Below are 11,802 nucleotides of genomic sequence, written 5' to 3'. Positions count from 1 at the left end.
GCCGTGCGCTCAGACGAGGCGCCGACCCGCGATCAATCAGGAGCTTATATAAGTCTGCGATACATTTCCAGGGTGACTGTTCCTCAGCGTGCCGCCAGCAAATCCGACGTGATGGTCAGCGACCTCACCAGGGCGATCGAGAACTTCAACCGCTACTACATCCGGCTTCCGGTGGTGCACCAGCTGTCGTTCACGACGCTGTCCGTGCTGGACACCCTGAATCTCAGTGGTCCGAAGCGACTGACCGAACTCGTGAGAACCGAGCAGATCAGCCAGCCGGGGCTCACCCAACTGGTCACGCGGCTCGAGCGCGACGGTCTCGTGGAACGCCGCCCCGACCCGGCGGACGGGCGCGCCGTCCTCGTGCACATCACTGACAACGGCCGAATGGTCGGCCAGGCCCGGCACGAGGACCGGGGCCGTCACCTGATGCCGCTGATCGCCCAGCTGACGCCTGCTGAACGGCAGACGCTCGCTGGGGCTCTGCCCGTCCTGAACCGCCTGGCGGAGCTCGGGGCGGAAGCCGGACGGCAGGGCCCACCCCTTCCGTGAACATGCCGGAATCGGCCGGCCGCGGCGGCTTTCCAGCGCGCTCGGCCGCCGATCGGACGCCCCGCGCCGAAAGCGTCTCGGGAGCTGCCGAACGAGGTCCGGGCACGACGTGTCCGATGAGGACGGGGACACCGTCTACGACGTGAGTCTGCGCTACGTGGCTCGCGCGGTGCGGCGCGTGCGGCCGCTGTTCCTGGAACAGGGCACCGGCGGGAACATCGTCAGCATCGGCTCGGTCACCGGATTCACGGCCGCTCCGAAGCGGCGCTCCGAAGGCCGACCCGGCCCTCTCCTCGCCGGAGTACGCGCTGGCCAGCCGCGAGGTCGAGCCCGGCACGCTGATCCATCACGCGGCCACGGCTGCCAGTACACGTCTGTAAAGCTCACAACACGCCTGGTCAGAGCGGGAGTCGAGGAGGCCACGTGGGGTTGAAACGTGGAACACCTCTGCCAACGGCACGGGAGCCCTGTCCGTTGCGGGCCCCGCCTGCCCACCAGCTCCGTCACCTGATCGGTGGCCATCCTGAAAGGCTCACTGGCCGGTTTTCACGCGCACCGGCCCGTCTTCGCGCTCCGGTCGGTGGTTCCGGCTGATCCCCGCGAGGCAGCCCCCACAGCGGCACGTGTCAAGGGACGAGTGGGCGGCGCGATGCCGACCGTGTCCGGAGCGGTACACAACGGCATCCGCAAGCCGATTCGCGAGCGGGATGTACAGGAGACCGACCTCGCGTCACCACGCCCCACCCGGCTCGGCGACACACACTGACGTCCCTGACGCCCCGGCCGCCGTCGACCGCATCGCCTCCAAGCCATCGACACGGATCACACTCTCGATCCGGCCCGTCCTCGCTCAGCATGACGCTCAGCACCGGCACAGCCTCCGCACCCGCCATGCGCACCGTGGTGCACCAGGGAAGACGCGGCCCCTCGACCACCACCTCGCCCGCGTCGCCGGGCCCTGTGGTGTAGGAAATCTCGCTCGCGCCCACTCCGGTGACCACATACTCCACCTCGAAAGACCCAGCCGCAGCGTCCACGGCCGGCAGGCTGAACGCCTCAGCCCCGCTCACCGCACCCCGCAGAACTTCTGGGTCCTTCCATCGATCGCTCACCACTTGCTTCCTTCCGGAGGGGATTGGTCAAACCTGCCCGTGCGCTTCGGACGCGGTAAGCGTCAGGCACACCCACGTCTATGTCACCACCGGCCAGCGGCCGACACCCGTGACCACTCGTCCCTGCCGACAAGCCGGTCAGAGAGTCCGCCAGGCGGCGGCCGACATGACTGCGGGCTCACACAATGATGTTCGACCCACTCCGGCGGAGACCGGCTGCAGGCCCAGCACGAAGTCGCCCTGCGCGTCCGACGCATACCCCGACTTCGATCCCGGGCCGCACGTGAGTTGAGCCACTGGGCGAATTGGCCTCAATCACCCGGCACTACCGCCTGGATGAAGGTTGAATCGTCATCCGGCCAAAGGAAGAATCCGAAATCATCGCCCGGGGGGACCTCTGCCTCGGTTGGCAGATCGGCGCCCTCCTTGCATACCAGAATTTCAGGAGAGACTCCGCCGGTCGACCGCGAGAAGATCACAACCGGCAATCCTTCGGCCATGACGGCCGACTCAATTGCAGGCAAGAGATTCCCTCGGGAGGCCCATTGAACATTTGCGTCAAGATATGCCGTAATCAGGGAGTGCGGTCGAACGGATCTGGCGATTATCGAGAGGTTCTCGTCCAACATTGGATGCCATCGATAGCCGCAGGACCCTTCCGCCCAGCGCTCAAGGATCGCAGTTGTGCCTCGCGACACCCTGACGCTCTGCGCGACCTCCTCCCAGAATTCTCCATCTGCCGGACGGGAGACCGCTGTTGTTGCATCGCTTTCTTCTTCGCCGCAAGGCACAGAAACCACATGCAACCCTTGGCGTTTCACCTCCCCCAGAGAGTCCACCGCATCCGGTTGGATCTCTATCGAGAGGTAAAAGTCAGTCTCGACCGCCACCCGCAAGGTATCTCCACTTGCCAAAGTGCAAGAGATCAAGCCGTGTCGGAGCATCCACCTGAGCAACCTCAGGGCAGTGTGCCGATCAACAGAGCAGCCGTCATAAACGATGCCAAGCCAGGTCGGCGGGGGCTCGTTGAGAACTAGGTTCCTCAACTCGAATCTGTCCGCCTGTATCGCGTCGGCCAAGGATGCCACGGCTGAGATGTAGGAATCCTCTACCCGCTGATACTCGGCAGCCGTCAGCACTTCGCCATTGAAGGACTCGCCGACATCTTCGAAGGAAGTCCAGTCGGCAATCAATCCACTACGCCTGGGCTCGTCGTATTTGGAGACGAGAAAACAAAGAGTCATGGGCGAAGCCATTTCATTCTGCCGAACTTGTCCAGATCGTACGAACCGCTCCGGAGCGTGCTCCTGGTTGTCTTGAGCGACTCGGCTGAAGGCCCGGCCTTGAAAAGGCCACCACCGTGTCCAGTCATATCTTGAGTTGCATACCTCTCCGACGCCGGCGCCTTCTTGTTCACCCAGATCTTCGCCGCCCCTCGACCTGCCGACTTTTCCTTGGTCTCCTTGTAGCCGAGGTACTCAAGAACCTGGTTGGACTGAGCCTTGGTGAGAATCGGCCCTTCACAGTTGCTGTTGTGAACGAGTGCCGATGCTTCGCCCGCCAGCACATAGTACGTGTGGGTATCCGCAATGGTCAGGTTGTGAACAGCGGCGTTCTGTGTCCATGTCTGGACTGCGGTGATCTGCAGCCAGCTTCCCGCTGAACTCTGGAGCCGCTGGCCGGGTTCCAACTCACTGGCGTCGACCCATTCACCGAGGGACGGGATCCAGAAGGGGTGCCCGTCGGTGGCGACGACCGTGCCGGTAGCAGTGTCGGCGCCGGTCCCGTCGTTGGTCGGCTGGAGCTGAAGCAGCCCGGTGTCTACGGGAACCCCGCCGCCATCCCGGCCACTTGCCCGGACAGCATCACCGAAGTTCCCGGGGGATGCGTCCCCGGTCCGGACCGTGACCTTGACCAGGTTCTTCGCCCCCTCGCCGAGGATGGTGGAGACCACCGGCTGCGCGGTCGTCTCACCAGTCTTCGGGTCGGTGGCCAGGACCTTGTCGCCGAGCTTGACGTTCTCGATCGGCTTACGGGTTCCGTCCGCCATCACCACGAGGGTGCCGGGCACGAAGCTGTTGGTCGTACGGCAGCCGATCTGCTCGGTGGCGGCGTCCTCGGCCTGCCCCCTGGCCTCGCTCTTGATCTCCTCACGGGCCTTGCTGCCGACCGACTGCTTCGGGCTGGCCTTCTTCTGCTGAGCCGGCTTCGCCTTCTGCGACGGCTTCGGCCTCGGCTTCGGCTGCGACTTCGGCTGCGGCCTGGGCTTGGGCTTGGCCTTGCGTGCGGCGGCGCGGGCCGCCTGGGCCCTTTTCGCCGCGGCGCGCTGGGCTCGCTGCTTGGCGCGGGCGGCCGCCTGGCGGGCTGCCGCGCGCTTCGCCGCGGCGCGCTGGGCGGCCCGCTTTGCGGCGGCGCGCTTCGCCGCGGCGGCCTTGCGGGCGGCTTCGCGCTTGGCCTTGGCGGCGGCCTTCTTCCGGGCCGCGGCGATGGCGCGCTTGCGTGCTTCGGCCAGGAGCCTCTTGCGGAGGGCCTCGGCCGCCTTGCGGGCGGCCATCTGGGCGGCCCGGCGGGCGGCGGCGCGGATGGCCGCCTGGATCGCGATACGGGCCGCGATACCGATCAGGATGGGGAAGAAGAGGCCTTCTGGGTCGGAGAAGGTGGCGGGGGCGTTGTTGGAGTAGGCGTAGGGGTTGATGGTGGCGGGCTGCTCGTAGTCGACCAGGGGGTCGACGGACAGGAAGCGGCCGGTGGCGGGGTCGTAGGGGCGGGCGCCGAGCTGGGTGAGACCGGTGTCCTGGTCGCGGGTGCCGCCGACGAATCCGCGGTACCCGGGCCAGGTGGACGGGGCCGCGCCGCGGTCCTCGCCGAACGGGGTGAGCAGGCGCCGGGTGACCGGCATACCGACCTCGGTCATGTCGACGGAGGTCTGGGTGGAGCCGTGGTGGTCGGCGAGGAGGACCTCGCGTCCGCCGTCGGAGGAACGCACGGTGGTGGCGCCGTCGGGGTGCGCGTAGGAGCGCTGCACCGATTCGGTTCCGTCCGCCTTGACGGTCAGTTCGGTCTCGCCGAGGTAGAGGGTGGTGGCTCCGTCCGCGCCGGTACGCAGAAGGCGCTCACCGGAGGCGTCGTAGAAGTAGGAGGTCTTCTTCTCGCCTCCGCCTTCCCTGGGTTCGGTGACCGATTCGAGGTTGCCCTCGACGTCCCAGGCCAGGGACTGGGTGGTGCCGCCGTTCTGTCGGGTGGTGGTGTTGCCGGCCTTGTCGTAGCCGAAGGTGGACCTGGTGGCGCCGTCGGCGCCGGTGGAGGTGATCTCCCTCAGCCGGTTCGGGCCGCCCGCGTCACCGCCGTAGCTGTAGGTCCGGGTGATGTCCTTGGCCGCGTTCCCGGCGGGGTCGTGCTCGACCAGCTTGGTGCGGTTGCCGGACGCGTCGAACTCGTAGGACTGCCAGTACGCCTCGGGCCCGCCTACCGTCTCCTTGCTCGGGCCGTCCGCGGCGCACTTCTCCTTCGCCGTCCAGGCGGAGGTCATGCGGCGCAGTTGGTCGTAGGCGAAGCACTGGGTGTCGGTGCCGGTCTGCCCGTCGGGCATCCCCGGACCGGGGGTGCGGGAGATACCGGTGACGTTGCCTGCCTCGTCGTACGAGTAGGCGGTGTCGTCGATCCGGCCGGGCTGGACGGAACGGTCGTGGACGACGCGGTCGGTCCTGCGGGTGAAGTCGTTGTAGAAGTAGGTGGAGGACAGCTTCTTGCCGGCGGGCCCGGCCTCGGAGCGGAGGATCTCCCCGTACTTGGAGTACGTGACGTCGGTGACGTAGTTGGCGGCGCCGGAGATGGAGATGGGCAGGTCGTCACCGTTGTACCGGAAGACCAGGCGCTCCTTGGCCATCGGCCCGACCTTGGGCAGCTCGACCCAGGACAGGTTGCCGGTGGAGGTGTAGGCGTAGGTGTAGGTGTACTCGCCCGCGGCCTTTCCGGCCGTGCCGGGGATGGTGGTTCTAGTGGTGCGCGGGCGGTAGTTGGCGTCGTACGCCGTCACCTCGTCGCGGTAGGCGTTGCCGTCCTTGTCGTAGCGTATGGAGGCGACGGGCAGGCCCTTGCCGAGGCTGTCGTAGGTCCACTCGACCCGCTTGGGGCCGCTGGCGGAGTCTTCGCGCAGGCTGGTGGGGCGGCCGGCCTTGTCGAAGGTGGTCACCAGCTTGTTGCCGCGGGCGTCGACGACGACGGTGAGGTTGTCGCCCCGGTCGTACTCGAAGCGCGTGGTGCCGCCGTCGGGATCGGTTGCCGAGGTCTGCCGGCCCCGGGCGTCGTAGGTGAAGGTGTGCTCACCGCCGCCGGGCTCGGTGACCTTGGTCAGTTGGTCCTGGTCGTCGTAGCCGTAAGTGGTGTCGTGCCAGGCGGACCGGTCGGCCTTGGTGTACTCGCGCAGCTTGGTGTCGCGGCCGTCCGTGTCCTGGTAGGTGGTGGTCACCGTCTCCCCCTCGGGCGGGGTGACGGTGACGGCGTCGCCGTCCTTGACGGTGGTGCTGCGGAGCTTCTCGGCGCCGTAGTGGTAGGTGACCTCGGCGGTCTCCTCACCGAGGCCGTCGAAGACGACGCGGGTCTGCGAGGGCACCACGTTGTCGCCGACGGTCAGCAGACTGGGGGCGACGTTCTGGTCGTTGAAGTAACCGTCGTTGCTCTTGTACGTACGGCCCACGCTGTCGTAGAAGGTGTCGCTCACGATGCGGCCCTCGCCGCCGACCGCGGCATCCTGCGTCTGGCGGGTGCGCAGCAGCCCGTCGAGGATCTCGTAGCTCGTGGCGTACGAACCGTCGTCCTTCAGGGTCCTGTTGGTGACGATCGTCGGGCCGTCGCGCCGGATGGTGTAGTCGTACTCGGCGGACGCGGACTGGGTGGCCTGGTTCCGGTCGATGTCCCAGACCTTCAGCAGGCGCCCGAGCGGGTCGTAGCGCATGTCGACGCGCTTGCCGTTGGCGTCGATCTCCGCGGTGGGCAGGCCCCGGTGGTCGAATTCGGTGGTCTCGGTGTGGCCGAGCGGGTCGGTGTCGACCGGCGACACCCTGTGGTATCTGCCCGGCTACACCGGGGGCCACCTCGACTACGGCTACCCCATCGCCGACACCGGCTGGAAGAACATGACCCTGGTCTCCCCCGGCGACCTGGACGGCGACGGCCACCCCGACCTGATCGCCCGCGACACCGTCAGCGGTCAGGTCTGGCTCCACCGGGGCAAGCCCGGCCCGGACGGCGGAACAGACCCGTCCTCCCTCGCCGACCCGGCTACCCGCACCGCCTACGCGACCGGCCTGCCCGCCGCCACCCACCCGCTGATGACCGCGACCGGAGACGCCAACGGGGATGGCGTCACCGACCTGTGGTCCACCCACCTGGTCACGGGCAGCGGCAACCTGATGTTCCACCCCGGCCGAGCAACCGGCGCGGCACAGCCGCCGCTCCTCGTCGGACCCGGCGGCTGGCACACCATCAGGTCCATCGCCTGACCCTGCCCCGATGACTCCCAGGGCGGTGCGGCCCGAACACGAAGGAACGGCCCGCGCCGCCCCGGGAGACGGCCGGCCGACGGCAGTGGTCCGGTCGAAATAGCCCCTCAGGCGGCAGGCTTACGCCCGCAGGCCGCCATGAAGAACTTGGTGATCACGACAATGCTGGGGCGCGAGCTCAAGATCGGCAAGCGTGTAGCGGAGCGTGGCAGCCCCTCGACGGCCGTGGGACCGCGACACGATGCTCTCCCCGGCCCTGACCTCACCGAAGCAGCGGTCGTTCGGCGGAGGCCGAGCACCCCTCTGCATCTCGCCGCTTACGGTGCCGAGCTCGCATCTCGGCCGTGGGCGGCCTCCTCGCAGCCAGCACATCGACAGCCCCACGTCCCCGAGCACCGACACATCAGGGCTCAGGGCGTCAGACGCCAGGCCCGGGCCGGATCGTGTCCGCCCCGGGCTGACAGGCCCCGGGCATACGGCCCGGGAACCTGTCGAGGCGTCCGAAGTGGCTACGGGTTCTTCTTGATCTCGTAGCCGTACGGCTTGTCGACGTTCGTGCTGAAGAAGAGCACCTGGGGCGGACCGTCCCCGGCGACCATGAGGGTGGCCACCTCCTCGTCCGTCGGGAACGAGCCGCCGGCCTCGATCATCAGTTGCAGGCTGTCCTCGGCGACGTCGTCCTGCCTCCAGGTTCCCGCACCCGACACTCTGATCGCACCGTTCCGCGGCTCGCTCCAGGTGAATGCGATGGAAGCGGCGGGAATCCCCTTCATACTGAACCGGCCATCCGCGTGGAACTCGACCCGGCCACCGCCGCTCCCGGTCCAGACTCCCGGCAGCCCGTCGGTGTCCACGGCCGTAGTGCCGCCAGTGGAACACCCGCTCAGGGTCACCGCCAGCCCCAGGGCCAGGGACACGGCGGCGCATCGCCCTCTTCCCACCGACATTCTCCCCGTCCCCCTACTTGCAGATGATCTCTTGCCAGCGGATCTCGACCCGGTAGCCGGCGAAGAATCCTCCCGTGTGTTTGGGACCTCCGCAAGAGCGGCCTACGCCGCATCCGCTGTCACGACATCCGGCACTCGACCGCCACCCTGCTCCTGGAACTGGGCGTCGAACTCGTCGTCATCAAGGAACTCCTGGGCCACGCCCACACCGGCGTCACCGCCACCGTCTACGCCCACGTCCGACTCCGCCTCCGCCTCCGCCTCCGGCGCAAAGCCATCGACCTCCTCGGCCGCGCCCTCCTCAACCCGGCCGAGCTTGTCGGCCAACGAGGCGACGGCGACGACCCACCGCTCTGCGCGGCCCCTGTCCGCTGACGTTGCGTCAATCACTGCCGTCAGTCCACGCAGAAGCCCCGCCAGGTACCACCTGGCGGGGCTTCAGGTTTGCTATGGGGATCTCCTGAGATCCCTCATGAGATCGAAGCTGCTCGCGCGGTGAAATCCCGGGCCAGAGAGACCGACCAAATATCACCCCGCCGCAAGCTGTCTCCAGAGTCAGCCTCCAGGACGTGCACGATCACTCCCGACTCCATCACCGAAAATCTGGAGTAAAGATGGCGACCGCGATCACTGATCTGTGCGACTTGGAGGCCTTCGGCAGTAACGTTCACCTGGAGGTCGCTGAACCGAACCCTCGACTCCAGTTCCCCGTATTCCTCAATGAGGGAACTCGGCACGATATCGGAGATATCTGCGGCCAGCCTGTGAACTTGCAAGCTCACCTCGAAGCACTGCCAATTCTCGCCCTTCTTGAAGAACGAGAGCTCTACTAGCCCGTAGTCGCGACGCATTCGCCCCTTGCGCACGTCGTCTACGTAATCGGAGCCGAGCTTCGCTTCCCAAGCGTCAGGTTGCGCGTCCAGCCCGAGCCCTTGGACGGCCCCAGACCTGAGGACCTCGACCAAGAATTGAAAGGCACTCATCCGAGTTTCCCCAAGTTCTTGATAAGGAAATGCATCTCTGCGGCACGGTTGGATTGCATCCCGAATTCCCCGGCATTCATACTGGTGCGCACAGATGTAGCCTTGGCGATGATGTCAGCCCTCAGGGCAGGGTTCGAGTGAATCTCGTCCAAAACTTTTTGAACTTCCTTCGGGCTCGCCGTTCCGCTTCTCAGTCGCATTGCTTCGGCCCCAATTACACCCTTGTCGAGTCCTGATAGGCAACTGAAGCGCGGATGCAGTTGCTGTTGTGAACCAGAACCGGAGTCTTGCCCGCCGGCACATAGTACGTGTGCACCCCGGCGACCGTGAGGTCGAAGGTACGGCCGGACGTACGGTAATGCCGGACACTATCGACGGTCGCGACCGTTCCGTCAGCAGTGACCGGCACATCCGCTGGCAGGCATCCAATCGCGGCTCCCCCGCAGTGCATACCGCAGACTTCGTCCCGCCCCTCCCCTTGCCCGGTGTAGTCACACTCCGTATCGACCGGGCAGATCGCAGGTCGGGGCCATGAATGAGCGAGAAATAACGCGTGCGCAGGAAACGGTCTGGGATCGGCAGTGGCGCTGCTGGCCTCTCGGCCGCTGACCTTGGGCAGAACGCGCCGGTCGGTGCTGGTGATCAACGCGGTTGAACCGCGCAACGCCCCGGCAGCCCATGTGGGTGCCGAGGCGGTCCAGCGCGTACAGGACCGACCACTTGAACGAGGATGACCCCGGATCCGGCGGCGGGGCAGTGCGTGCCGGATCCGGGGTGGCTGTGGGGTGTTGCGGGTGGGTTACTTGACGGCTCCGGCGGTCATGCCGCGGGTGAGGGAGCGCTGGAAGATGAGGAAGAAGATGACCATGGGGACGATGCCAAGGAGGGCTGCGGCGCTCATGGCGGTGGGGTCGCTGGTGTATTGGCCCTGCATGACGGACAGGCCGAGGGGGACGGTCTGGTTGTCGTTGGAGATGAGCAGAACGAGGGGGTAGAGGAACTCGTTCCAGCTCCAGACGAAGAAGAAGACGCACATCACCGAGAGGGTGGGCCAGCTCATGGGCAGGACGATGCGCCACAGGATGGTCCAGCGGCCGGCTCCGTCCATGGAGGCGGCTTCGATCAGTTCACGCGGGAAGCCGGCGAAGACGGAGGAGAGCAGGTAGGTGCCGAAGGCGCTGTAGGTGATGCCGACGAGGATGGTGTAGCCGAGTTTCCCGTCGTAGAGGCCCATCTCCTTGAAGAGGTAGTAGATGGGGTAGACGAGGCCCTCTTGTGGCAGGACGTTGACGCCGAGGAAGAAGATGAGGAAGGGGGTGCGCCAGCGGACGCGGCCGATGCCGATGGCGTAGGCGTTGAAGAGGGCGAGCAGGACGGCAATGAGGACGACGCCGAGGCTGATCTGGATGCTGTTGAAGAGTTTCTGGGTGAAGCCGACGCGTTCCCAGACTTCGGCGATGATGCTCCAGTTCCACTGAGCGGGCAGGGAGAGCGACCCGTTGGTGCGGAAGTCCGCGCTCGTCTTGAACGAGTTGAGCAGGATGACGATGAAGGGCGCGAGGAACGCGAGGACGAACACGGCGACGGCGGCCAGGACGGCGTAGGAGCCGGGGGTGCGGCGGTTGCCCGTGGCTTTGGACTTACCCGCTTTGGACTTACCCGCTTTGGCCTTGACCGCCTTGCGCCGGTGGCCGGGGGGTGCCGTGGAAGTGGTGTGCGTGGTCATGGTCATCCGTCCTCGCGGGCCTGGCGGGTGAGCATCGTTCCGGCGATGATCAGCACGAGCAGGGTGATGGTGCTGGAGATCGCGGAGCCGTATCCGACGTCGGCACGCTCGAAGAAGTTCTGGTAGGCGAAGTACGCGGGGACGAGGGTCGAGTTACCGGGGCCGCCGCCGGTGAGGACGAAGATCTGGGCGAAGACCTTCAGGCCGGCGATGGTGGTGGTGACGAGTACGACGTAGACCTCGGGCCGCAGGATGGGCACGGTGATACGGGTGAAGCGCTGCCACCAGGTGGCTCCGTCGAGGGAGGCGGCTTCGTAGAGTTCGGGGTCGATGCGCTGGAGTCCGGAGAGGAACAGGACGAGGGGGTAGCCGAGCTGCATCCAGACGAGGACGGCGAGGACCATCCACAGGGCGAGGTCGGGGTCTCCGAGCCAGTTCTGGGCCAGGGAGTTCAGGCCGATCGTTTCGAGGACGCTGTTGACGGCGCCTTCGGGGGCGAGGATCCAGCCCCACATCAGGCCGGTGACGGCGACGGGGATGACCTGGGGGAGGTAGAGGCCGGAGCGGAAGAGGCTGACGAAGCCGTCTCCGTGCTTCTTGCCGATGTAGTCGAAAAGCAGCGCGGCGAGAAAGAGCCCGAGCAGGGTGGGGACGACGGCGATGCCGACGATGACGAAGGCGATGTTGCGGAACGAGGCCCAGAAGTCGGCGTCGCTGAACAGGCGGGTGTAGTTGTCGAAGCCGATCCAGGTGGGCTCTCCGACGCCCTGCCACTGGGTGAGGCTGTAGGAGAAGGTCATCACCAGCGGGACGACGAGGAAGAGCAGGCTCAGCAGCAGGCCGGGGGCGAGGAAGACGGCGTACCCCGTGGGCCGCGGGTGACGTGTGGTTTTCACTGTTGCTCCAAGAGGGGCGGGACGGCGGCCCGGAGCGGGCGGGCCGCCGTCCCCGGGAAGAAGGGCTGACGCGTTCGGGCGGGTC

General features: G+C 66.6%; 9 protein-coding genes and 1 pseudogene. 3 read left to right on the top strand and 7 right to left on the bottom strand.

Annotated elements, in window-relative coordinates:
- The first annotated feature begins 72 nt into the window (after nt 1-72).
- Nucleotides 73-552 carry a MarR family winged helix-turn-helix transcriptional regulator gene (locus N7925_RS25725; protein WP_265601797.1) on the top strand — a complete coding sequence of 160 codons (480 nt, stop codon included), beginning with the start codon at nt 73-75 and terminating at the stop codon, nt 550-552.
- Between the two features lie 1,423 nt (nt 553-1,975).
- On the opposite strand, the gene N7925_RS25720 is transcribed toward N7925_RS25725, so the two are convergent.
- Both N7925_RS25720 and N7925_RS25715 read right to left on the bottom strand, forming a co-directional pair.
- On the bottom strand, nt 1,976-2,920 hold the full coding sequence (locus tag N7925_RS25720) for a hypothetical protein (protein ID WP_274345291.1): 945 nt from the start codon (nt 2,918-2,920) through the stop codon (nt 1,976-1,978).
- Nucleotides 2,905-6,723, bottom strand: coding sequence for a polymorphic toxin-type HINT domain-containing protein (locus N7925_RS25715; protein ID WP_274345290.1), 3,819 nt, complete (start codon nt 6,721-6,723; stop codon nt 2,905-2,907). The genes N7925_RS25720 and N7925_RS25715 overlap by 16 nt, the downstream gene beginning before the upstream one ends.
- Between N7925_RS25715 and N7925_RS25710 the strand changes: the two genes are divergently transcribed.
- A complete protein-coding gene (locus N7925_RS25710; protein ID WP_265601793.1) occupies nt 6,707-7,165 on the top strand; it encodes an FG-GAP repeat domain-containing protein in 459 nt (152 codons plus the stop codon). The genes N7925_RS25715 and N7925_RS25710 overlap by 17 nt on opposite strands.
- A 509-nt stretch (nt 7,166-7,674) precedes the next feature.
- On the opposite strand, the gene N7925_RS25705 is transcribed toward N7925_RS25710, so the two are convergent.
- Nucleotides 7,675-7,872 carry a hypothetical protein gene (locus N7925_RS25705; protein ID WP_274345289.1) on the bottom strand — a complete coding sequence of 66 codons (198 nt, stop codon included), beginning with the start codon at nt 7,870-7,872 and terminating at the stop codon, nt 7,675-7,677.
- A 327-nt stretch (nt 7,873-8,199) separates the two neighbouring features.
- Here N7925_RS25705 and N7925_RS25700 point away from each other — a divergent pair.
- Nucleotides 8,200-8,487: pseudogene (locus tag N7925_RS25700) on the top strand (tyrosine-type recombinase/integrase); the annotation flags it as partial.
- 95 nt (nt 8,488-8,582) lie between these two features.
- On the opposite strand, the gene N7925_RS25695 reads toward N7925_RS25700, so the two are convergent.
- From N7925_RS25695 to N7925_RS25685, 4 genes are all read right to left on the bottom strand, one after another.
- Nucleotides 8,583-9,095, bottom strand: a complete 513-nt coding sequence (locus N7925_RS25695) for a hypothetical protein (RefSeq protein ID WP_265601791.1) — start codon at nt 9,093-9,095, stop codon at nt 8,583-8,585.
- Nucleotides 9,096-9,309: 214 nt separating this feature from the next.
- Complete coding sequence (locus N7925_RS36235; RefSeq protein WP_416222933.1) at nt 9,310-9,546, bottom strand: hypothetical protein; 237 nt, start codon at nt 9,544-9,546, stop codon at nt 9,310-9,312.
- 348 nt (nt 9,547-9,894) lie between these two features.
- Entirely contained in the window at nt 9,895-10,821 is a 927-nt protein-coding gene (locus tag N7925_RS25690; RefSeq protein WP_265601790.1) for a carbohydrate ABC transporter permease, read from the bottom strand.
- 2 nt (nt 10,822-10,823) lie between these two features.
- A complete protein-coding gene (locus tag N7925_RS25685) occupies nt 10,824-11,717 on the bottom strand; it encodes a carbohydrate ABC transporter permease (protein ID WP_265601789.1) in 894 nt (297 codons plus the stop codon).
- Nucleotides 11,718-11,802: the final 85 nt, after the last annotated feature.

Source organism: Streptomyces sp. CA-278952 (assembly GCF_028747205.1).
Classification (GTDB): Bacteria; Actinomycetota; Actinomycetes; order Streptomycetales; family Streptomycetaceae; genus Streptomyces.
This window is presented reverse-complemented; position numbering and strand designations above follow the sequence as displayed.

What these genes read in the sequence shown, in the direction of transcription:
- N7925_RS25690 (WP_265601790.1), bottom strand. Translation starts at nt 10,821, where the DNA reads ATGACCACGCACACCACTTCCACGGCACCCCCCGGCCACCGGCGCAAG.
- N7925_RS25695 (WP_265601791.1), bottom strand. Translation starts at nt 9,095, where the DNA reads ATGAGTGCCTTTCAATTCTTGGTCGAGGTCCTCAGGTCTGGGGCCGTC.
- N7925_RS25720 (WP_274345291.1), bottom strand. Translation starts at nt 2,920, where the DNA reads ATGGCTTCGCCCATGACTCTTTGTTTTCTCGTCTCCAAATACGACGAG.
- N7925_RS36235 (WP_416222933.1), bottom strand. Translation starts at nt 9,546, where the DNA reads ATGCACTGCGGGGGAGCCGCGATTGGATGCCTGCCAGCGGATGTGCCG.